Below are 21,432 nucleotides of genomic sequence, written 5' to 3' on the forward strand. Positions count from 1 at the left end.
TTACCGGCGGACCGTCACCGCTCGACGAAGCCGGTCAGGTCGCCGCGCGCCGGCTCCCAGCTCTCCACCACCAGCCGCACCGTGCCCGGGGTCTCGCCCGAGCGCAGCGCGGCGAGCAGGCGTTCGAGGGCGTCGCGGGGGCCCTCGGCGATGACGAGCACGCGTCCGTCGGGGTGGTTGGTGGCGTGACCGACGACGCCGAGTTCGAGGGCGCGCGAGCGGGTCCACCAGCGGAATCCCACACCTTGGACGTACCCGTGCACCCAGGCGGTGAGCCGGACCGCATCCGGCGACGACTGCATCACGACGGCTCCCCGGCATCGCGGACCGGACGCACGGCGTGGACGGAGCCGTCGAATCCGGTGGTGTAGAGGACGTCCGGGTCCCAGCCGGGACCGTCGCCGAACGCGACGGCGGAGACGAAGGGGACCCCGGTGGCGATCGTGCAGCCGGCGCCGGTCACCGGGTCGACGCGCAGGATCCTGCCGGCGACGTTGAGCGGGACGTACAGCGCACCGTCGGGCCCCACGTCGAGGTCGTCGGCGGTTTCGAGGGGGCCGGGACCGGACGGGTCCAGAGTCCGGGCCGGGCCGTCGAGATCGTCGGCGTCGAGCGCATGAATCCGGGTGGTCGGATCGAATGTTGTTGCTGCATACACGGTTTTGCCTTCGATCGCGAGTCCGTTGACGGAACCGAGGTCGGTGCGGAGCGTCTCCGGGGCGCGGCCGTCGACCGGGACCCGGGTCAGGCCCGGGGGGCTGCCCAGATTCCGGCTGACGAGGAAGTCCCCGCCGGGGAGGCGGACGAGGCCGTTGGGCATCGTGAGGCCCGCCGCGACGGTGCGGCGCGCCCCGGTGCCGAGGTCGACGGCCTCCAGGGTGCCGTCGGTGCGGCCGAGCAGCCCGGAGACGGTGCCGTTGCCCGTCGTGAAGAACGCGGTGCCCTCGTCGACGACGATGCCGCCGGGCGCCGGGACCTCGGCCACCACGGTGTCGGCCCGCCCGTCGGGGGTGAGGGTCAGCAGCGACCCGCCGCCCGCCGGGGTGGACGCCGAGGCCAGCAGTCCGCCCCGGCCGTCGAAGGCGAGGTTCTCGAGGATGCCGAGCCCGGACGCGACGACGTCCACCCGCCACGGCGTGCAGCTCGTCGGGGCGGACGCGGCCGCCGCCGGCGCTCCGCCCGCGAGGAGCCCGACGGCGAGCGCGAGTCCGGCCGCTTTGCGATCCATCCGCCCTCCCTGCCGATATCCGCCGCTCACGCGTCCCGAACGATGTTCAGCGTCACCTTGGTGCCGGCCTCGAGGGTACGGCCGACGGTGCACACCTTGTCGACGGATCGCTCCACGAGCGCGACAAGACGCCGTTGCGCCTCCTCGTCCAGCTCGCTGAGGTCCAGCACCATCTCCTCGACGAGGTGCGGGTACACCTCGTTCTCCCGGTCCGCAGCGCCGGAGACCCGGATCGTGGCGTCGTAGTCGTCGCCGAGCCGGCGCGAGAGCGGGAAGTCCGAGCTCATCCCCGAGCAGGCCGCCAGCGCGATCTTCAGCAGCTCGCCGGGGGTGAAGACGCCGTCGACGGTCTCCGATCCGATCAGCACCTCGGCACCGCGGGAGCTGCGACCGGTGTAGCGGCGGGTGCCGGTGCGCTCGACCCACAGCTCGGTCGTCGGGGTGTCGGAAGTCTGTTCAGCCATGCGGGAGATCCTGCCATGATCACCCGACGGCCAGTTCGCGCAGGATCGCGACGAGCTCCTCGGCGGCGACGGGCGTGTCGGCGCTGGTGCGGCGCAGCAGCCCGACGGGTTCGGCGGTGCCGGGCGTGGGCACCGGCAGCCGCACGAGCGTGCCGTCGTCCAAATCGCCCTGCGGGACCCGCTCGGGGGTCAGCCACACGGCGTCGCCGGTGCGCACCAGCCCGCGCGCGACCGAGACATCGAGGGTCTCGATGATGCCGGACGGCAGCCGCAGCCCGTGCCGGGCGAGGAAGCCCTCGGTGTGGTGCCGCGGCACCGTGCCGGCGGTGGCGACGACGAGGGGATGATCCAGCACCGCCGGCACCGACACCGGACCCTCGGCCAGCGGATGATCCGGGCGCACGACCAGGGCCAGCGACTCGGCGTACAGAAGTTCGAACGAGAGCCCCCGCATGGTCTCCGGGTCGGCCGTCCGGCCGAGGACGAAGTCGAGTTCGCCCGCGCGCACCGCGCCGAGGAGGGCGGTGTTCGGGCCCGTGCGGATCTGTACGCCGACGTGTGGGCGCCGGTCCCGAAACCGGGTGATCGCGCCGGGCAGCAGGGTGCTCGCGACGGTGGGCAGGGCGCCGACCCGCACCGGGGCAACGGCCGGTTGTCCCGTTCCGGCCAGCACGCCTGCGGCGGATGCCAGCGCATCCGTGACCTCGACGGCACGACTCAGGAATTCTTCCCCGGCCCGCGTGAGCCGGGCGCCGTGCCGTCCCCGGTCCACGAGGCGCGCGCCGGAGAGCGCTTCGAGCTCGTTGAGGGTCTTGGTGACCGCCGGCTGGCTCAGGTGCAGCCGGGCGGCAGCCCGGCCGAGGTTGCCCTCCTGGGCGACGGCGACGAAACACGTCAGGTGACGTAACCGGATGCGATCGAGAAGCCGCGATGCCCGGTCACCCGGTGGGACACCCTCACTTTGCATCACTGAAAGTTATGCAAGATCGCCGAAATCGTCAATTTACATGACTCTTGCTCACCCATAGCGTGATGCACATCCCGTCCGTCGCAGTGCGACAGTTCCCAGGAGTACCGCCTCATGATCATCGCCGCCCCCGGCGCCGCGTCCGGCGAGTTCGTCGAACGCGACCACACCCAGCACCCGCCCGCGCTGACCCCCGGATACCGCACATCGGTGTTGCGTTCCCCACGCAATGCACTGATCGCACCGCGCCCCACGCTCTCGGAAACGACCGGGCCGGTGTTCGACCCGCGCGAGCTCGGCGAGAAGGACAACGACCTCATCCTCAACTTCGCCAAGGACGGCCTGCCGATCGGTGAGCGCCTGATCGTGCACGGCTACGTACGCGACGAGTTCGGCAACCCGGTGAAGGGCGCCCTGGTCGAGGCCTGGCAGGCCAACGCCGGCGGCCGCTACCGCCACAAAAAGGACCGCTACCTCGCGCCGATCGACCCGAATTTCGGCGGGTGCGGCCGCATGATCACCGACGAGAACGGCTACTACTTCTTCCGCACCATCAAGCCCGGGCCGTACCCGTGGGCCAACAGCACCAACGCCTGGCGGCCCGCGCACATCCACTTCTCGATCAACGGCACCGGCTGGGCACAGCGCCTGATCACCCAGATGTACTTCGAGGGCGACCCGCTCATCGAGCGCTGCCCCATCGCGAAGACCGTTCCGACGCTGGACCAGCTGCGCAGCCTGATCGCACAGGAGGATCCCGCCAACAACGCTCCCTTCGACGCGCGTACCTACCGCTTCGACCTCACCCTGCGCGGCCGCCGCGCCACCTTCTTCGACAACATCACCCTTCCCGGAGCCCCCCGATGAGCCTTTCCCCGCACAGCATGATCGCGCGCCGCCCGGAGACCCCCTCGCAGACCGGCGGCCCGTACGTCCACATCGGGCTCGCGCCGCAGCAGGCCGGGTTCGACATCTTCGACCACAACTTCGGCAACGTCCTCACCACGCCGGAGACGAAGGGCGAGCACATCACCCTCGAGGGCCGCGTGTTCGACGGCACCGGCACCCCCGTGCGCGACGTGCTGATCGAGATCTGGCAGGCCAACGCCGCCGGCAGGTACGCCCACCCCGGCGATTCCCAGGACGGCCACACCCAGGGCGGCCGTACCCAGGCTCGGGAGATCGATCCGACCTTCCGCGGCTGGGGCCGCACGGGCGGCGACTTCGACACCGGCGTCTACACCTTCGAGACGATCAAGCCGGGGCCGGTGCCGGCGAACGACGGCGGGACCCAGGCCCCGCACATCCTCATGGTGCTGTTCGCCCGGGGCATCAACCTCGGCCTGCACACCCGGGTCTACTTCGACGACGAGGCCGACGCCAACGCCGCCGACCCCGTCCTGACCGGGATCGAGTGGGAGACCCGCCGCGACACGCTGATCGCGACACGCTCCGAACGCGACGGCAGGGTGGTCTACACCTTCGACGTGTACCTGCAGGACACCCCGGCGGGCGGCCACGAGACCGTGTTCTTCGACATCTGAGCGGGATCCACGGGCGAGGGCGCGCGTTTCGGGGAGTGGCCGCGTGGGCATCCTTGCGCCGACCACATCGCAGCGAACGAAGGCCCGGCACTGGACACCGCGATCATCTACGTCTCCGCCGGGCTCGCGCTGCTCTTCGCCGTCACTGTGCCTCGGCTCTTCCACAACCGCGCGATCTCGGCACCCATGATCGTGCTGGTGGCCGGCGCGTTGCTCGGGCTGCTGTTCGACAATGTCGAAGCCGTCACCCCCGGCTGGCACCCGGCCGTGGCGGAGTACCTCAGCGAGGTCTGCGTGATCGTCGCGCTCATGGGAGTCGGCCTCGCGATCGACCGCCCGCTCGGGTGGCGGTCGTGGAAGTCCACCCGGCGGCTGCTGCTGGTCGCGATGCCCCTCGGCATCGTGGCCGTCGCGGTGCTGGGCTGGTGGGCCGCGGCCCTCACTCCCGCGGCCGCCGTGCTGCTCGGGGCCGCCCTCGCCCCGACCGATCCCGTCCTCGCGTCCGACGTGCAGGTCGAGGGGCCCACGTCCGGGGAGGGTTCCCACCGCGAGGACGACGAGGTGCGGTTCGCGCTCACGTCCGAGGCCGGCCTCAACGATGCGCTGGCGTTCCCCTTCGTCTACCTCGCCCTCTTCCTGTTCACGAAGGGCCCGATCGAGGACTGGATCGTGTCCTGGGTCCTGTGGGAGCTACTCGGCAAGATCGTCCTGGGCGCCGTGGTGGGCGCGCTGGCGGGCCATCTCGTCGGGCGGGCGGTGTTCCACTTCCCCGTCGCACACGTGCGGCTGGCCGACCGGGGTGAACCGATCGTCGCGCTCGCGGCCACCTTCGCGGTGTACGGAATCGCCGAACTGGTCGGCGGCTACGGCTTCCTCGCCGTCTTCGTGTGTGCGGTCGCCATGCGGCGCATCGAACGCGCACACGAGTACCACGCGGAGATGCACAGCCTCGTCGAGCAGCTCGAGCACGTCCTCACGCTTGCGGTCCTGCTCCTGCTGGGGGCCGGCCTCACCACCGGCCTGCTCGCCGAGTTGTCTTGGGGTTCGGTTCTCGTCGGGGCCGCCCTGGTCCTGGTGATCCGGCCCGTGGTCGGCTGGCTCTCGCTCCTGGGCTGTGACGAGATGGACGTCCGCGAACGCCGCGTCACGGCCTTCTTCGGCGTGCGCGGCATCGGCTCCGTCTACTACCTCGCGTACGCCGCGGCGGAGCTCGACATCGCGCAGGAGCAGGAGCTGTGGGCCGCCGTCGCCTTCACCGTCGTCTTCTCCGTTCTCGTGCACGGAGTGAGCGCGACGAGGGTGATGCGCATGCTCGACGACGCGCGCGCGCAGGGCCCGCCGTAGGCGCTCCTCGTCCTCGACAGGCGGGTTAAGCGCTCCCCTCTTGTCAGCGACTGAACACGCGTTTAACATACTGATCATGAGTTCAACGCCGGGTCGGCTCTCGGCGGCCGAGCGCCGGGATCTCACGTCCGCCGCGCGCATCCGGGAGGCCGCAATCCTCCGTTTCGCCCGCGACGGGTTCGGCGCGTCCCTGCGGACCATCGCCGCGGACGCGGGGGTGAGCGGGGCGTTGATCGTGCACCACTTCGGATCCAAAAAGGATCTGCGACGGGCGTGCGACGCGTGGGTCCTGGAACAGATCCGCGACTCCAAGCGGACGACTCTCGCGGACGGCGACTCCGGCCCGTGGCCGGCCCAACTCGGGCGGGCCGAGCGGTACGCTCCGCTCGCCGTCTACGTCGCCCGCACCTTTCAGGCCGGCGGCGAGAGCGCGGCCGAGTTCTTCGACCACTTGGTCGACGACGCGGTCGACTACCTCGCCGAGGGCGAACGCAGCGGCCTGATCCGGCCGTCCCGGGACAACCGCGCCCGGGCCCGCCTGCTCACCGCCATGAACGTGGGGTCGATGCTGCTGCAGATGACCCTGCACCCGGATCTCCTGCGGGGCGGGGACTTCACCGGGTTCTTCCGGCACCTGACCGAGACCGTCACCGCCCCGGCCCTCGAACTGTATTCCGAGGGCCTGCTCACCAGCCGCAAGCTGCTCGACGACTACCTGATGTACGTCCCGGACCCACCGGCGGGCGCCGGGGGCGGCGAATCCGCCGCTCCCCCTTCCTGATCCGGAACCCGCCTACCCTCAGGACACAGTCATGAACACGATCGTCGAGGTCCACGACCTCACCAAGACGTTCGGCGCCACGACCGCGCTGGACGGTCTCAGCTTTCAGGTCGGCCGCGGTGAGGTGGCCGGCTTCCTCGGCCCCAACGGTGCCGGCAAGTCCACGACCATCCGGATCCTGCTGGGGCTCCTGCGCGCCGACGGCGGCTCCGCAACCGTGCTCGGGTTCGATCCGTGGCGCGATGCCGTCGAGTTGCACCGGCACCTCGCGTACGTCCCGGGCGAGGTGAACCTGTGGCCGTCGCTCACCGGCGGCGAGGCCATCGACTTCCTGTGCCGACTGCGGGGAGGGGCCGACCGCGCACGTCGCACCGAGCTGGTCGAACGCTTCGAACTCGACCCTCGCAAGAAGTGCCGCGCCTATTCCAAGGGCAACCGCCAGAAGGTGGCGCTGATCTCGGCACTCGCCTCGGACGTGGATCTCCTCGTCCTCGACGAGCCGACGTCCGGCCTCGACCCGTTGATGGAGCGGGTGTTCCAGGACTGTGTTGCCGAAGCGACCCAGCGCGGGTCGTCGGTGTTGCTGTCGAGTCACATCCTCGCCGAGGTGGAAAAGCTCTGCGACACCGTGACGATCATCCGGGACGGACGGACCGTGGAATCCGGGTCGCTGGCCCAGCTGCGGCATCTCACCCGGTCGACGATCACGGTCCGCACCGACCTCGACGCGTCCGGACTGGCGCAGGTCGAAGGCGTACACGAGCTGCGAAACGAGCACGGGCACACCGTGTTCGAGGTCGACAACGGTCACCTCGAGGAGGTGGTCCGCCGGCTCGCGGAGTACGGCGTCCGCAGCCTCGAGAGCGCACCGCCGTCGCTCGAGGAGCTGTTCCTGCGCCACTACGGCAGCGATCGACAGGTCGCCGGCGTGGGCGGCGGACGATGAACGCCTTCGCCGGGACCGCCTTCCTGGTCCGCTTCGACCTGCGCCGGGACCGGATCCGGCTGCCGCTGTGGGTGATCGGCATCTCGGCCCTGGCGGCGTACTTCGTCGCGGCCCTGCGGCTGGCGTACCCGGACACCGAGGACCTCCGCAGCGTGGCCGGTTTCGCCGACAATCCAGCGGGGGTGATGATGTCGGGTCCCGGCTACGGCATGGACGACCCCACGCTCGAGGCATTCGTGGCGAACCAGTACGGGCTGTACCTGCTGGTCGCCGCCGGGTTCATGAATATCCTCCTCGTCGTCCGGCACACCCGGGGCGAGGAGGAGAACGGTCGCACCGAACTCGTCCTGGCGGGTCAGGTGGGCCGGCGCGCCCCGCTGACCGCGGCCCTGGTCACCGCGCTCGTCGCGAACGCCGCCCTCGTCGTGGCCGGCGGCGCGGCAATGACGGCGGCCGGGGTGGACGCCGGCGGGGCGGTGCTGTTCGCCGCCGGGTTCGCGGCGCTGGGGCTGTTCTTCGCCGCACTCACCGCCCTGGTGTGCCAGGTGTGCGAACACGCGCGCACCGCCACAGGACTGGCTGCAGCGGCACTGGGAACGGCCTTCGTCGTGCGGGGCGTCGGCGACGTCCTGGAGCGGCACGGCAGCGCGGTGTCCTGGCTGTCCCCCATCGCCTGGTCTCAGCAGACGCGAGCATTCGTCGATCCGCGATGGGGACCGCTGGCCTTGTCGTTCGGGTTCGCGGCGGTCGCCGCAGCGGCCGCGTACCGGGTCGTGGACCGTCGCGACCTCGGCGCCGGACTGGTGCCCCCGCGGCCGGGCCGCGACGAGGCGGCACCGGCGCTGGCGACCCCGTTCGCGCTGGCGCTACGGTTACAGCGCGGCAGCATCGCCGGGTGGGGCACGGGCCTGGCACTGACGGGATTGTTCTACGGCTCCCTGACCGGCTCGATCGCCGAGAGCTTCGCGAACCTGCCCGAGGACATTCTTGTGCTCATGGGTGGTTCGACCGCGAATCTCGTCGACGGCTTCCTGGGCCTGACCGGGTACACGATGGCCTTCCTCGCCTCCTGCTTCGCGATCCTGTCCGTCCGTCGCTTGCGGAGCGAGGAGCAGTCGGGCCGGATCGAGCCCGTCTTGGCGACCGCGACGGGCCGGGCCGGATGGATGGCAGCGGGGCTGTCCGTGACCGCCCTGGGCGTGGTGGCGCTCCTCGCACTCGCCGGCCTGGGGACCGGACTGGGGGCTGCGGCGTCCACCGGCGAGCCGATCCGGGTGGCCGCGTCGGTATGGGCGCTTCTCGGCTACGTTCCCGCCGTGCTCGGTGTCGCGGCGATCGCAACGGCGCTGTTCGGTCTCGTCCCTCGCGCCTTCGATCTGGTCTGGGTGCTGGTCGTCTACGGCTACCTGGTGGGCAGTTTCGGACCGATCCTGGATCTGCCCGGCAGCGCCGGCGCTCTCTCCCCGCTGAACCATGTACGGCAGATGCCGCTCGAACCGTTCGCCGCGGGTTCCTTCGTCGCTCTCGTCGTTCTTGCCGCGCTCGTCACGGCGGCCGGGCTGGCCGCGTTCCGGCGGCGCGACCTCCTGAGCGCATGACCCACCCGCGGCGGACTCTCCTTGCCCCTCCGTAATGTTAGTAGCTAACATTATGAGGTGTCCAAGTCCGCGCGAACCCGTCAGCGCATCCAGGCGACGGCGGTGCACCTGTTCACCGAGGACGGCTACGACGCCGTCACCGTGGACCGGATCGCCTCCGCCGCCGGGGTGTCGCACATGACGTTCTTCCGGCACTTTCCGTCCAAGGATGCGGTCCTGCTCGACGACCCCTACGACCCGGTCATCGCGGAGGCCGTGGCCGCGCAACCGGCGGACCGGAGCCCGCTGGAACGGGCGTGCCGGGGGATCCTCGAGGCCTGGGCGCAGATTCCCGAGAGCGACCTCGGGGACGTGCGCACCCGCCTGAGAATCGTCGCGACGCATCCCCGGCTGCGCGCGCGGATGTGGGAGAACACGCTGCGCACCCAGGAGGCCGTCGCCGCCGCGCTCGCCGAACCGGGCACCCGACGACTCGAAGCCGCCGTCGCCGCCGGGGCCTGCATGGGCGCCCTCATGGCGGCGCTGACGGACTGGGCAGAGACCGGCGACGGGACGCTCGGCAACCGCATCGCGTCGGCCCTGCGCCAGCTCGTACCGCAGGCCCATCCCTCGCGGCAGTCGCGGGAGACGTCATGACGACGGTCGGCGACGTCGTGCTCGAGTGCCGCGACGTGTGCACACGCTACGGCTCCACGACGGTGCTCGAGAACGTCTCCACCGAGGTGCGTGCGGGCGAGGTGCACGCCTTCGTGGGCCTCAACGGGGCGGGCAAGACGACCCTGATGCGCCTGTTCCTCGGCATGATCGAGCCCGACGACGGAATCGTGCGCGTCCGGGGCCTGGCACCGGCGTCGATGCCGGCTCGGCACTGGACGGGGGTCGGGCACCTCGTCGAAACACCGCTTCTCTACCCCGAACTCACCGTCGTGCAGAACCTGCGCATCGCGGGGCGTCTCGCCGGCCTGTCCGCGGCGGGCGCCACCGCCGCGGCCGACCGGTGGATCGAGGAACTCGTCCTGGCCCGGTGGGCGCGGACCGGTGCCCGGAAACTGTCCCTCGGCAACCGGCAGCGACTGGGGCTGGCCGCGGCACTGATCGCGGACCCGGATGTGCTGATCCTGGACGAGCCGACCAATGCGCTGGATCCGGCCGGGATCATGCTGTTGCGCACGCTGCTGCAGCGCAGCCGGGAGCGTGGCACGGCGACGCTGGTGTCGAGTCACCACCTCGACGAGGTCGCCCGCGTGGCCGACCGCATCACAGTCGTGAACGAGGGGCGCACCGTCGGCGCCCTCGACCCTCGCGGCATCGATCTCGAGCGGCAGTTCTTCGACCTGGTGTACCGCGACAGCGAGGCGCGCCGATGACCACGTCCGAGCAGGTCCGGGCCGCACTGGCGGTGGAATGGGCCAAGTTCCGGCGGGCGCGTCCCGTGTGGGTCACCACCGTCCTCCTCACGACGGGGGTGGTGGCCATGTGCGTGCTGACCCTGCGATCCGTGCACGGCGCCGACGCCACGATGGCGGGCAAGGCGCAGGCGATCGTCGAGGACGGCGGCCGTGCGGGGCTGTTCGCCGCAGCCGATACCATCGTCTCGGTGGGCGGGCTTCTCGGGTTCGGTGTGGTCGTCGGCTGGGTCTTCGGCCGCGAGTTCACCGACGGGGCGATCAGCGGGCTGTGGGCCGCCCCGGTCTCCCGCCCGGCCGTCGCTGCAGCGAAACTGCTGATCCTGCTGACCTGGTCCGTCGCCGTCAGCGTCGCGACGGGCGCCGCGCTTGCGGTCGCGGGAACGTTCGTCGACGACGATCCCCTCGACCCCGGGACGGCTGCGCTCGTCGGCCGATTCCTCGCCGTAGCCCTGCTCACCGCGGGGCTCGCCGTTCCCTGCGCCTGGGTCGCCACCGTGGCACGGGGATACCTGCCCGCGATCGGGACGATCATCGCCGTGGTGATCGCCGCCCAGATGGCGGTCATGACGGGAGCCGGCGGCTGGTTCCCGTTCTCCGCTCCGGGTCTGTGGGCGGCGGGACCGCAGGCCGGTTCCGTGACCGCTCCGCAGCTCGTGCTGGCCCTCACCGTTCCGGTCGTCTCGGCGGGCCTGACCCTGTGGTCGTGGCGTCGGCTCAGCCTCGTGCACCAGTGACTTCAGGCGGGACCGAGGCTCCCTCGATCCGGGCCTGATGCCCGGAGTGCCGGGAAATCCGGTCGGCGATCGGTGCTCGCATTTCACGACCAGGGAGGCACCATGGGCCGTGCCGCGGTGGACGTGCCGCCCGGGACGACGTCCCGCCGTCCGAGATCGTGGTCGTCGACACCGATCCGTTGATGCGCGAGGTCGCCGCCCACGGCAGCCACGATTGCGAGCGGCTCCACGACACCGGCATCGGCCGCGGTGAACCTCAGTTGGGGCTTCCCCCGGCCGCCAGGAAGTTGTCGACGGCGCGTTGGAGCCGGTCGAGCGCGGCGCCGTACGACGTGAAGTCGCCCGTGCGCTGAGCCTCGCGCAGATCCGCCAGGGCGCTGTTCAGTTCGACGACGGCGGCGGTCAGCTGCTCCGGGGTCGGCTCCGCGGCCGGCGGGGGCGCGGTGGTCGGCGGCACCGCGGCGCCGCCCTCGGACGGCGGTGCGGTCGCAGGATCCGGCGAGGTCGCGGCGTCTCCTCCGGGCGCGGTCGCCACCCGGCCCGTTCCCGCCCCGAAGACCTGGTCGAGGGCCTCGGCGAGGGTGGGCGCGTACCCGACACGGACGCCGCCGGCGCTGGGTTCGCGATAGCTGACCAGCACCCGCGACAACTGCGGGAACGTCGAACCGTCGGCGGTGCTCGTGAGACGTTCGGTGAACAGGGGCTCGACGTAGAGCACCCCGCCGTCCGCTATCGGCAGCGTCAGCAGATTGCCGTAGTGGATCCGGTTTGACCGCTCGAGCAGGGTGCGTTCGGAGGCCACCCGGGTGTCGGAGATCATCGAGTTCTGGGTCTGCTGCGGACCCTGGGTCTGCGTGTCGGTCGGCAGCTGCAGCACCTCCATCCGGCCGTAGTTGTCCGGGTCGGAGTCCACCGAGATGTAGGCGGAGAGGAATTCTCGGTTGAACCCCACCATCGCGCTGGCCAGACGGAAGGACGGTTCCGCGCTCTCGCGGTCACCGACCAGCACGTAGTACGGCGGCTGAGACCCCACGGCCTCGGAGGTGGGGTCGCTGGGAACGGACCAGAACGCATTGTTGGTGAAGAATTCCCGTGGGTCGTCGACGTGGTACTTCGCGAGCCGGTCCCGCTGGAGACCGAAGAGGTCCTCCGGGTAACGGAAGTGGGAGCGCAGTTCCGGGCTGATCGATTCCGGCGGTTGCACGGCGTCGGGGAAGGCGCCCATCCACGCCGCGAGGACCGGGTCGTTCGTGTCCACCTGGTAGAGGGTGACGGTGCCGTCGTAGGCGTCCACCGTGGCCTTGACCGAGTTCCTGATGTAGGAGACGGCCTCACCCGGCAATAGCCGGCCGGTCTCGGTGACGCCGGCGCCGGGCAGCGCGCCGGCCTGGGAGTACGGGTAGTGCGCGAGGGTGGTGTAGCCGTCGACGATCCAGACGATCCGGCCTGCCACCACCGCCGGGTACGGGTTGGCGTCGGTGCGCAGCCACGGCGCGACCCGCTCCACGCGGGTCTTCGGATCACGATCGAAGATGATCTTCGAATCCGCCCCGATGGCGCCGGAGAACAGGATGTTGCGCTCGCCGTAGCGCACCGCGAAGGCCAGCCGGTTGATCCAGCTCCCGATCGGCACTCCCCCGCTTCCGGTGTAGGTGTACTGGGAGGTGTCCGTGTCGTACTCGCGCGGCGCCGCACCTGCGGGCCCGCCGACGATCGCGTAGTCCGGGTCCGACGCCGCGATCAGCTCACCGAAGTAGATGCGCGGTTGCTCGACCGGGATCAGTTGCCGGCCGGAGGCCTGGGAAGCGATGTCGCTGACGGTGTAGATGGGGTAACCGCTGTCGCTTCCGCTGCCGGCCGCGGCCGCGTCCCGGACGGCGGCGTTGACCCGGTTCGCCGGCGCCGCCACGAATCCGTTGCCGTGGGTGTAGACGGTGTGCCGGTTGATCCACTGGGTCTGGTTGCCGCTCAGACTGTCCGGGGAGAGTTCCCGGGCGGCGACGATGTAGTCACCGACCTTCCCGTCGATGGTGTACCGGTCGATGTCCAGCTGCGGAGTGAACCCGTAGAAGTTCTTCAGCTGCTGTTGCTGGGTGAAGGTCCTGGAGAGCACGTTCGGGTCCAGCAGCCGGGCATTGGCGATCGTGGTGACGTCGGCCGGGATCTCCCGCGGCGGCCGGGTTCCGACCCCGGGATAGTCGAGGTACTCGACGCGATCGGCCTCGATCTCGTACGCCTGCCTGGTCGCGGCGATGTTGCGCTCGATGTACGGGCTCTCGCGATCGGCCGCATTCGGGCGCACCGAGAACTGCTCCGTGAGCGCCGGGAAGACACCGCCGACGACGATCGACGACAGGACCAGGAGCGCGGTCGCCATCAGCGGCACCCGCAGGTCGTCCAGCAGTATCGAGGCGAAGAACGCCGCCGCGCAGAGCACGGCGATCGCCACCAGGATCAGGCGCGCCGGCAGGACCGCGTTGATGTCGGTGAACCCGGCCCCGGTGAACGTCGGTTCCTTCCGGCCGCTCCACAACAACTCGTACCGGTCGAACCAGTACGCGACCGCCTTGAGCGCGACGAAGCTCCCGGCGAGAACCGCGATCTGGATCCGGGCCGCGCGCGTCGTCGCGCCGGTGGTACCGCGTCGGGTCTCGGAGCCGGTCGTGAAGGGCACCCGGAGTCCACCGAAGAGGTAGTGGGTAGCCGCGCAGAGCACGAGTGCCAGGAACAGCGCGACGAACGCCCACGTCAGCAGGAGCCGGTAGAAGGGCAGGTCGAAGACGTAGAACCCGATATCGTGCCCGAACTCGGCGTCGGAGCTACCGAATGCTCCGCCGTGGAGGAAGAGCTGCACTCTGGCCCACTGGCTCTGTGCGCTCAGGCCGAAGAACAGTCCCAGCAGCAGCGGAATGCCGATCGCGTACAGCTTCGGGCGCCGCAGCACCATGATCCGGTATCGCTCGATCGGATCGTCCGGACCGGTGGCGAACAGGGGGCGCGATCGGTACGCCCACACCGTCGCTCCGAAGAGCAGCCCCGTCACCACCAGCGTCACCACGGCGAACAGCACCAGCCGGGTCACGAGGACGGTGCCCCACACGTCTCGGTAGCCGACTTCCCCGAACCAGAGCCAGTCCGTGTACACCGCCACCAGCCGAGGTCCCACGACGAGCAGAGCGAAGAGGACCAGAAACGCGACGAGCGCCCGATACGCCCGGCGGGGTAGCACACGCGCGGGTTCGGAGGGATGCACGTCCACCTCCGATCACCCGCGTACACCGCGGTGGCCGGGGCGGCGCGGGATCGGGTGCCGCCGCGATGTCCGTCCGTCCATTCTAGGCGGGGTCGATCGCCTCGCCCAGGAATCGCCGATCCCTGTCACGCGACCCGGCGGAGCCTCAGCGCTGGTAGACGTCCGGGATGCCGTCGTGATCCGCGTCGACGGTCTCGAGTTCGGCGATCCTGCGGTAGGCCCGGTTCCGGGAGCGGAGCACGACCGAGGCGGCGAGCGCCGCCGTGAGGGAGCCGACGAGGACGGCGACCTTGACGTGGTCGGCCGCGACCGTGCCGGCGCCGTACGCGAGATCCCCGATGAGCAGGGAGACGGTGAAGCCGATGCCGCCGAGCAGCGCGACTCCGAGCACGTCCAGCCAGCTCAGACCCTCGTCCAGGTGGGCGCGGGTGAACCGGGCCATCAGGTAGGTGACGCCGAAGATCCCGACGACCTTGCCGAGCACGAGGCCCGCGACGACACCGATCGAGATCGGGTCGCGGAGCGCTTCACCCAGGCCGTCGAGGCCACCGATCGTCACGCCGGCGGCGAAGAACGCGAAGATCGGGACAGCCACCCCGGCCGACAGTGGCCGGAGGCGATGTTCGAACTGCTCGGCCATGGCTTCGGTTCCGGTGCGTGTCCGGCGGGCGACCGGCACGGTGAACCCGAGCAGGACGCCGGCCACGGTGGCGTGCACGCCGGATTCGTGGACGAGGAACCATGTGAGCGCCGCCAGCGGCACCAGCAGCCACCAGAACCGGATGCCTCGCTGCACCGCGAGCGCGAAGGCGAGCAGCGGCAGCAGCGCCAGTCCGAGGTATACGAAGTCGAGGTCGTCGGTGTAGAACACCGCGATCACGGTGACGGCGAGCAGGTCGTCGACGACGGCGAGCGTCAGCAGGAAGGTACGCAGGGCGGCCGGGAGGTGCGTCCCGATGACGGCGAGGATGGCCACGGCGAAGGCGATGTCGGTGGCGGTGGGCACGGCCCATCCCGCCAGGGCGTCCCCTCCGCCACGCAGATTCACCGCGACGAACACCACGGCGGGAACCGCCATTCCCCCTACCGCGGCGGTGATCGGCACCGCGGCGCGCCGTAGATCGCGCAGGTCGCCGGCGACGAACTCGCGCTTGAGTTCCAGGCCGACGACGAAGAAGAAGATGGCGAGCAGGCCGTCGGCCGCCCACGTCCCGAGAGACAGGTCCAGATGCAGGGCGGACGGGCCCACCGTGGTGTCACGGAGGCTGTGGTAGGCGTCGGACCACGGCGTGTTGGCCCAGATCAGGGCCGCGAGCGCGCCGATGAGCAGCAGGATGCCGCCGACCGTCTCCTTGCGGAGAATCTCGGTCACCCGCTTGGATTCCTCCCACGATCCACGTGAGAGCAACGGCAGGCGGGAGAAGGGTGTCGTCATCGATCGTCCTCGGATTTCGCGCAGCGGTCATCGTTTGCCGACCAGACTTCCCGGCGCACCGAGTCCACCGTATCCCACCCGGCGCCCCCGATCCGAGCCGAGAGGCACCGAAGGCGACATCGCCACGCAGACGGCAATGCGGGTCCTCGGCGTCGACGATGCGGTGCACACCGGGCGTCCGCGCGAAACGCCGGACGGTCTTCCCGTCGCCCTGGCATCGCCCCCGTACCGGACCCGGCAGCTCGAGCGAGGCATTCTGCAAGCAGACGCGCGAGTGCGTGGGTCCCCGATCGCCGCGAATCAGAATGCATGCCGCACGAACGGGATACGCTCCGGAAGGTGTTCACCGTCTCCGAGGTCGAGACATATTCGAAGCCTGCCCACTTCGCCCCCCGCGCCCCTGGGGTCGTGGACGTACTGCGATGTGACCGGTGTCGCCATCCGGTACCGCACAGATCCGCAGGCCCGACGCGTCACGTCCGGGGGGGCTTCGAGATCACCGAAGCGGTCGTCGAGATCGGATACGCGATGAACCGCGGCGTGGGGTCGATGGCCGGCGGCGGCTACATCCCACACATCGGCAGGCCCGGCACGGCCCTGAGCCACCCGACGCTGTACCCGATCGATCTCACCTACACGCAGGAGGGGCAAGCGGAGGGAACGATCGACCGGCATTTGCTCACCTGGGAGGAGAACCCCACCCAGAGGCACGTCGCCGACGCTCCGGCCGGATTGCCGATCGACGACGTCACGCGCGGCCACCAGGCCCTCCAGGTCGCCTCGGCACGGAGGTTGTGGACATGAGCGGGCATTTCGAAGGAGGGGTGTGCGTCGTCACGGGCGGGGCCTCGGGGATCGGCCGCGCCGTCGGCGAGGCGCTCGCGCGCGCGGGCGCGGTCGTCGTGCTCGCCGACCGCGACTCGGAGCGGCTCGCCGCGGCACGTGAGTCCCTCGTCGAGCACGCCGGCCGCGTCGAGTGCGCAACCGTGGACGTGATGCGGCAGCAGGAGGTCCAGCACCTGATCGAGGAGGCGGCCTCCCGCCACGGCCGCCTCGACTTCCTGTTCAACAACGCGGGGGTAGGCGGCACGTTGCCGATCGGTGAGGCGACGCTCGAACAGTGGCGGCGCATCGTGGATCTGAACCTGTGGGGTGTGATCTACGGGATCCATGCCGCCCTGCCGATCATGCGGAGGCAGGGCGGCGGTCACCTCGTCAACACCGCATCGGTCGCGGGGCTGGTGCCGTTCCCATATCAATCGCTCTACTGCACAACGAAATTCGGGATCGTAGGGTTGAGCGAAGCATTGCGGTACGAACTTGCCGCCGACGGCATCCGGGTCTCGGTGGTGTGCCCCGGCAACGTTGCCACCCGGATCTTCGAGACCTCGCTCATGGGAGATCCCGTCGCGGGCCGAGCCCCCGACGACTCGATCACCGCCGACGAGGCCGCGCGGACGATCCTGGACGCCGTCGCCGCGGGGGAAGGGATCATCGCCTTCCCCGAGGGCCCGAAACACCTTTGGGACGTCTACCGCACAGCCCCCGAGCAGGTCGCCGAATACATGCTGGGCCTGGCGGATCAACGCCGGTCCGCCTACGCGACGGACGACGCCGAGGCGCTGTTCCGCCCACGCCGGCTCGGAGACGGCTGAGCAGCGCCGCTACGGAGACGGATAGGTACTGATCGAGATCAGCGTCCCGTCACCACCCGACGAGACCGAGATGGAGGCGCCCTCCCCCGTCTTCCTGATCGTGAGACTCGTGCTGTACGGAGTGACACTTTCGGAGACCGTCTGCCACCCCTCCCGGCCCACGAAGTCGAGGTAGAAGGCGCCGACCTGTTCGATCGGGTCGGAGGTCGTCAGGACGGTCGAGCCGATCGATCGGCTGACGAGTGTCGACGGCTGATAGGCCGGGATCCCACCCGTCGCTTCGGTGACCTGCGGCTCGGTGCCCGGCTGCCCGGGTTCGGACCCGGCCGTCCCGGTCGGTGGGGTCGTCTCCGGGGCTGTCTCGGTGGTCGTCTGCGCCGACTCGCTCGGGTACGTGTCGTCGGTGCCGCAGCCGCCGACCGCGAGTGCCACCGCCAGCGCTGCCGCAGCCACGGGTACGGCCGTCCTCGATGTTCGCATGTGCGTCCTCCTCCGCCGCTCCCACTGTGCCTGCCCGGAGCGGGATCGTGAGGCGGATTCGCCGCTTCGACGGTTTCGGAGGTGGGCGGAAGCTCAGACTCGCCGCGCGCTCCGGGGCGGCGGCTGACAGGTCGGGCAACTGAACGACGAGCGGTTCATGAACTTCTCGCGCCGGACCGGCGTACCGCACCGTGGGCACGGCAGGTTCTCCTGGCCGTAGACGTTCAGCGACCGATCGAAGTATCCGGACTCGCCGTTGACGTTGACGTAGAGGGCATCGAACGAGGTGCCACCCTGCGCGAGTGCCTCGCCCATCACGTCGCGGGCCGCGTCGAGGAGCCGGCGCAGGGTCGGTCCCCCGAGCCGGTCGGCGGCACGGTTGCCGTGCACGCCGGCCCGCCACAGCGATTCGTCGGCGTAGATGTTGCCGATGCCCGACACGACGGTCTGGTCGAGGAGGAGGCGCTTGATCTCGGAGTGCTTGCCGCGCAGCACCTTCACCACGGCGGCCGCGTCGAACGCGGGGTCCAGGGGGTCGCGGGCGATGTGCGCGACGGGTTCCGGCAGGACGGCACCGTCGACCTCGACGAGCGGGGCGAGGGCCCAGCCGCCGAAGGTGCGCTGATCCACGAACCGCAGATCGGTGCCGTTGTCGAGAACGGCACGGATGCGCAGGTGTTTCTCGTCCGGCACCGCAGGCGGCTGGACCAGCATCTGTCCGCTCATCCCGAGATGCACGACCAGCGCGACGTCGGCGGGCTCGAGGACGAGCCACAGGTACTTGCCGCGACGCTGGACCGCGGCGACGGCCTGCCCGGTCAGCCGCAACGCGAGATCCCGCGGACCGGGTTCGTGCCGGCGCACCGCACGCGGATGCAGCACCTGGACGGACTCGATGGTGGCGCCCCGGACGTGCGCGTCCAGGCCGCGGCGGACGACCTCGACCTCGGGCAGTTCGGGCACGTCGGGTCAGTTCTGGTCGGCGGCGGCGCCGGTGGGGGCGGCGTCGCTGTCGGACAGGCTCTGCCAGGCCGCGGCGGCGGCCTTCTGCTCGGCTTCCTTCTTCGTGCGTCCCACGCCGACGCCACGGGCGTCGCCCGCGACGATCACGGTCGCGGTGAATTCCTTGTCGTGGTCCGGGCCGGTGGCGGTGATCTCGTACGCGGGCACGCCCACGCCGCGTTCCGCGGTCAGTTCCTGCAGGCTCGTCTTCCAGTCGAGGCCGGCGCCGAGGCGCGGGCCCCGCTCCAGGAGTTCGGCGAACAGGCGCAGCACGACGGTGCGTGCGACGTCGATGCCGTGCTGCAGGTGGACGGCACCGAGCAGCGACTCCATGCCGTCCGCGAGGATGCTGGGCTTGTCACGGCCCCCGGTGAGTTCCTCACCCTTGCCGAGCAGCAGGTGCGGACCGAGGCCCCCCTCCCCGAGGGAGCGCGCGACCTCGGCGAGGGCGTGCATGTTCACCACCGAAGCGCGGATCTTCGCGAGTTCACCCTCGGACTTGTCCGGGTGTGACAGGTACAGCTTCTCGGTGACGGTGAGGCCCAGGACGGCGTCACCGAGGAACTCGAGACGCTCGTTGGTCGGCAGGCCGCCGTTCTCGTAGGCGTAGGAGCGGTGCGTGAGCGCAAGCGTCAGCAGCTCCGGATCCACATCGACACCGAGGGCGGCGAGAAGGGACACGTGTTCCCCTTCGCCGCCCTCGGATGCGGTGGTCGAATCGCTCGTCACGATGTCTCAGAATTCGAGAACTAGACGGCGGCGGTCACCTGACGGCCGTTGTAGGTGCCGCACGACGGGCACGCCACGTGGGGCAGCTTCTTCTCACCGCAGCCACGGTTCGGGCAGGTGACGAGCGTCGGCGCAGTGGTGTTCCACTGGCTCCGCCGCGACCGGGTGTTCGAACGCGACATTCTGCGCTTGGGGACGGCCACGTCTACTTCTCCTCGTTGTTCTTGCTGTCGGGTGCACTGCTGGGTTCTTCGGAGCCTGCGCCGAAAGCGGCTGCCAACCCAGCCCAGCGAGGATCCATTCTCTCATGCCCGTGCCCGGATTCCGCAATCGCCAGGCGAATGCCGCATTCGGGGCACAGTCCCGCGCAGTCGTCACTACACAACGGCCGCAGCGGAAGTTCCAGTCCGACGGTGTCGACGATGACCGGCTCGAGGTCGATCGTGTCGTCCACCAGGCGGTGGACCTCGTCCTCGTCGGTGGTCTGCTCCGTGACGCTGTTCGGGTAGGCGAACAGCTCCGTCAGGTACAACTCCACCGAGTCCTCGAAGGGTTCGAGGCAGCGCGAGCACTCGCCGACTGTATCGGCACGCACGGTCCCGGTGACGAGGACCCCCTCCGAGACCGCTTCCAACCGGAGGTCGAGTTCCACATCCGTGCCTTCCGCGATCGCGATCGCGTCGAGTCCGATCCGCACCGGCGCGGGTACCACTTCGTGGACGGTGCGCATGGAGCCCGGACGGCGGCCGAGCGAGAGTACGTCCAGCACGAGACCCGAATCCCGGGCGGGATGCTGGGAGCTGTGACGGCGGGCAGACACGGGAATGCTTCTTCCTCTTTCCAGGTGGCGGATGCCGCGGGGCGGCTGGGCAACCACTCCACGATACGCGACGGACCCGGGCTCGGCGAAATCGCCCCCGCGCGGACGCCGGTGGCGTCAGCGGCGCCGCTCGGACCGGCGTTCGGCCTCCGTGTAGTCGGGCACCCCGGCGCCTGTTCGCAACTGCTGCCGGCCGCGGCCCACCGACCGCAGGGTCGTGCCGAGCACGTCCTCGAACTCGGCGAGCTTGGAGTCGACGTACTCGTCGCATTCCGACCGCAACCGATCCGACTCGGCGTGTGCGGCGTCGATGACCCGGGCCGACTCGGCGTGCGCGGCCTGGACGACCTCCGTCTGCGACACCAGCCGGGCCTGCTCGGCCTCGCCGTCGGCGACCGACCGCTCGTACGAGGCCTTGCCTGCCTCGATCATGCGGTCGGCCTCGGCCTGCGCGCGGGCCGTCACGGACTCGTACTGGTCCTTGGCGTCGGCGATCGTGTCGTCGGCTTCGGCCTGGGCGTCGCGCAGCAGATCGTCGGCGTGGGCGCGGGCCTCCTGCACCATCCGGTCCGCCTGCGCCTTCGCGTCGGCGAGCATGCGATCCGCGTCCGCGCGGGCGTTGTCGAGAGTCTCGCGGGCCTCCGCGTCGGCATCCGCGACCGTCTTGTCGGCCTGAGTCCGCGCGTCCCCGATGAGCTTGTCGCGATGGTCCAAAACGTCCTGCGCGTCGTCCAGTTCCGCCGGCAGCGCGTCGCGGACGTCGTCGAGCAGATCCAGTACGTCGCCGCGCGGGACCACGCAGCTCGCGGTCATCGGGACACTGCGTGCTTCCTCGACGATCGCGACCAGCTCGTCGAGTGCCTCGAATACGCGGTACACGCCCAACCCCAATCGTCGTCCCGGCGCGGCCGGTGCGACCGGCGCCGGATGCAAGTCTGCCGCAGGTACCGTCCGAGTCGCGCATCGCGCACCCGGTGTGTCGGCAATCGAACGGGCCGCGCCGACCCGCCCGTCGGATCCGATCAGTGCTGCGCGGCTGGGTC

The 21,432-nt window shown here is 70.4% G+C and carries 24 protein-coding genes; 11 read left to right on the forward strand and 13 right to left on the reverse strand.

The window, feature by feature from the left end:
* Positions 1 to 14: 14 nt before the first annotated feature.
* Genes RR3_RS14160 through RR3_RS14175 form a run of 4 tightly spaced genes read right to left on the reverse strand, consistent with a single transcriptional unit; the run spans position 15 to position 2,659 of the window.
* Complete coding sequence (locus RR3_RS14160; RefSeq protein WP_003939033.1) at positions 15 to 302, reverse strand: acylphosphatase; 288 nt, start codon at positions 300 to 302, stop codon at positions 15 to 17.
* Positions 302 to 1,228: an SMP-30/gluconolactonase/LRE family protein gene (locus RR3_RS14165; RefSeq protein ID WP_017680543.1), complete on the reverse strand. Its 927-nt coding sequence runs from the start codon at positions 1,226 to 1,228 to the stop codon at positions 302 to 304. Before RR3_RS14165 ends, RR3_RS14160 begins: the two co-directional genes overlap by 1 nt.
* A gap of 26 nt (positions 1,229 to 1,254) precedes the next feature.
* Positions 1,255 to 1,692: an OsmC family protein gene (locus tag RR3_RS14170; protein WP_017680542.1), complete on the reverse strand. Its 438-nt coding sequence runs from the start codon at positions 1,690 to 1,692 to the stop codon at positions 1,255 to 1,257.
* A gap of 19 nt (positions 1,693 to 1,711) precedes the next feature.
* Complete coding sequence (locus RR3_RS14175; protein WP_017680541.1) at positions 1,712 to 2,659, reverse strand: LysR substrate-binding domain-containing protein; 948 nt, start codon at positions 2,657 to 2,659, stop codon at positions 1,712 to 1,714.
* A 114-nt stretch (positions 2,660 to 2,773) separates the two neighbouring features.
* On the opposite strand from RR3_RS14175, the gene pcaH reads away from it, so the two are divergent.
* From pcaH to RR3_RS14220, 9 genes are all read left to right on the forward strand, one after another.
* Positions 2,774 to 3,526 (forward strand): protocatechuate 3,4-dioxygenase subunit beta, encoded by a 753-nt coding sequence (gene pcaH, locus RR3_RS14180; RefSeq protein WP_017680540.1) that lies wholly within the window; start codon positions 2,774 to 2,776, stop codon positions 3,524 to 3,526.
* Positions 3,523 to 4,203, forward strand: coding sequence for a protocatechuate 3,4-dioxygenase subunit alpha (pcaG, locus tag RR3_RS14185; protein WP_026137707.1), 681 nt, complete (start codon positions 3,523 to 3,525; stop codon positions 4,201 to 4,203). Before pcaH ends, pcaG begins: the two co-directional genes overlap by 4 nt.
* Before the next feature lie 147 nt (positions 4,204 to 4,350).
* Positions 4,351 to 5,547: a cation:proton antiporter gene (locus RR3_RS14190; protein WP_017680538.1), complete on the forward strand. Its 1,197-nt coding sequence runs from the start codon at positions 4,351 to 4,353 to the stop codon at positions 5,545 to 5,547.
* A gap of 76 nt (positions 5,548 to 5,623) precedes the next feature.
* A complete protein-coding gene (locus tag RR3_RS14195) occupies positions 5,624 to 6,328 on the forward strand; it encodes a TetR/AcrR family transcriptional regulator (protein ID WP_017680537.1) in 705 nt (234 codons plus the stop codon).
* 31 nt (positions 6,329 to 6,359) lie between these two features.
* On the forward strand, positions 6,360 to 7,274 hold the full coding sequence (locus RR3_RS14200; protein WP_010592776.1) for an ABC transporter ATP-binding protein: 915 nt from the start codon (positions 6,360 to 6,362) through the stop codon (positions 7,272 to 7,274).
* Positions 7,271 to 8,872, forward strand: a complete 1,602-nt coding sequence (locus RR3_RS14205; RefSeq protein ID WP_017680536.1) for an ABC transporter permease — start codon at positions 7,271 to 7,273, stop codon at positions 8,870 to 8,872. Before RR3_RS14200 ends, RR3_RS14205 begins: the two co-directional genes overlap by 4 nt.
* 57 nt (positions 8,873 to 8,929) lie before the next feature.
* Positions 8,930 to 9,508 (forward strand): TetR/AcrR family transcriptional regulator, encoded by a 579-nt coding sequence (locus RR3_RS14210; protein ID WP_017680535.1) that lies wholly within the window; start codon positions 8,930 to 8,932, stop codon positions 9,506 to 9,508.
* Positions 9,505 to 10,239: an ABC transporter ATP-binding protein gene (locus RR3_RS14215; RefSeq protein ID WP_017680534.1), complete on the forward strand. Its 735-nt coding sequence runs from the start codon at positions 9,505 to 9,507 to the stop codon at positions 10,237 to 10,239. Before RR3_RS14210 ends, RR3_RS14215 begins: the two co-directional genes overlap by 4 nt.
* Positions 10,236 to 11,015 carry an ABC transporter permease gene (locus tag RR3_RS14220; RefSeq protein ID WP_017680533.1) on the forward strand — a complete coding sequence of 260 codons (780 nt, stop codon included), beginning with the start codon at positions 10,236 to 10,238 and terminating at the stop codon, positions 11,013 to 11,015. The genes RR3_RS14215 and RR3_RS14220 overlap by 4 nt, the downstream gene beginning before the upstream one ends.
* Before the next feature lie 83 nt (positions 11,016 to 11,098).
* Here RR3_RS14220 and RR3_RS24920 read toward each other — a convergent pair whose 3' ends face one another.
* The 3 genes from RR3_RS24920 to nhaA form a co-directional block, all read right to left on the reverse strand.
* Positions 11,099 to 11,245, reverse strand: coding sequence for a hypothetical protein (locus RR3_RS24920; RefSeq protein ID WP_017680532.1), 147 nt, complete (start codon positions 11,243 to 11,245; stop codon positions 11,099 to 11,101).
* Between the two features lie 26 nt (positions 11,246 to 11,271).
* The gene (locus RR3_RS14225; protein WP_017680531.1) at positions 11,272 to 14,274 is read right to left on the reverse strand and encodes a UPF0182 family protein; all 3,003 of its coding nucleotides are present in this window, start codon (positions 14,272 to 14,274) and stop codon (positions 11,272 to 11,274) included.
* A gap of 139 nt (positions 14,275 to 14,413) precedes the next feature.
* Positions 14,414 to 15,640 carry a Na+/H+ antiporter NhaA gene (gene nhaA / locus RR3_RS14230; protein ID WP_010592782.1) on the reverse strand — a complete coding sequence of 409 codons (1,227 nt, stop codon included), beginning with the start codon at positions 15,638 to 15,640 and terminating at the stop codon, positions 14,414 to 14,416.
* A gap of 591 nt (positions 15,641 to 16,231) precedes the next feature.
* Here nhaA and RR3_RS25180 point away from each other — a divergent pair.
* Both RR3_RS25180 and RR3_RS14240 read left to right on the forward strand, forming a co-directional pair.
* Positions 16,232 to 16,507 (forward strand): hypothetical protein, encoded by a 276-nt coding sequence (locus RR3_RS25180; RefSeq protein WP_225222746.1) that lies wholly within the window; start codon positions 16,232 to 16,234, stop codon positions 16,505 to 16,507.
* The gene (locus RR3_RS14240; RefSeq protein ID WP_234420184.1) at positions 16,504 to 17,358 is read left to right on the forward strand and encodes an SDR family oxidoreductase; all 855 of its coding nucleotides are present in this window, start codon (positions 16,504 to 16,506) and stop codon (positions 17,356 to 17,358) included. Before RR3_RS25180 ends, RR3_RS14240 begins: the two co-directional genes overlap by 4 nt.
* 9 nt (positions 17,359 to 17,367) lie before the next feature.
* On the opposite strand, the gene RR3_RS14245 is transcribed toward RR3_RS14240, so the two are convergent.
* The 6 genes from RR3_RS14245 to RR3_RS14270 form a co-directional block, all read right to left on the reverse strand.
* Positions 17,368 to 17,838, reverse strand: a complete 471-nt coding sequence (locus tag RR3_RS14245) for a hypothetical protein (RefSeq protein ID WP_230831617.1) — start codon at positions 17,836 to 17,838, stop codon at positions 17,368 to 17,370.
* A 93-nt stretch (positions 17,839 to 17,931) separates the two neighbouring features.
* Positions 17,932 to 18,801, reverse strand: coding sequence for a bifunctional DNA-formamidopyrimidine glycosylase/DNA-(apurinic or apyrimidinic site) lyase (gene mutM, locus RR3_RS14250; protein ID WP_017680528.1), 870 nt, complete (start codon positions 18,799 to 18,801; stop codon positions 17,932 to 17,934).
* Between the two features lie 6 nt (positions 18,802 to 18,807).
* On the reverse strand, positions 18,808 to 19,569 hold the full coding sequence (rnc, locus tag RR3_RS14255) for a ribonuclease III (protein ID WP_010592787.1): 762 nt from the start codon (positions 19,567 to 19,569) through the stop codon (positions 18,808 to 18,810).
* 20 nt (positions 19,570 to 19,589) lie between these two features.
* Entirely contained in the window at positions 19,590 to 19,772 is a 183-nt protein-coding gene (rpmF, locus tag RR3_RS14260) for a 50S ribosomal protein L32 (RefSeq protein ID WP_003939052.1), read from the reverse strand.
* 2 nt (positions 19,773 to 19,774) lie between these two features.
* Positions 19,775 to 20,389 carry a YceD family protein gene (locus RR3_RS14265; protein ID WP_017680526.1) on the reverse strand — a complete coding sequence of 205 codons (615 nt, stop codon included), beginning with the start codon at positions 20,387 to 20,389 and terminating at the stop codon, positions 19,775 to 19,777.
* A 117-nt stretch (positions 20,390 to 20,506) separates the two neighbouring features.
* Complete coding sequence (locus RR3_RS14270; RefSeq protein WP_010592789.1) at positions 20,507 to 21,268, reverse strand: DivIVA domain-containing protein; 762 nt, start codon at positions 21,266 to 21,268, stop codon at positions 20,507 to 20,509.
* Positions 21,269 to 21,432 lie beyond the last annotated feature (164 nt).

It is taken from the genome of Rhodococcus ruber NBRC 15591 (genome assembly GCF_001894945.1).
Lineage (GTDB): Bacteria > Actinomycetota > Actinomycetes > Mycobacteriales > Mycobacteriaceae > Rhodococcus > Rhodococcus ruber.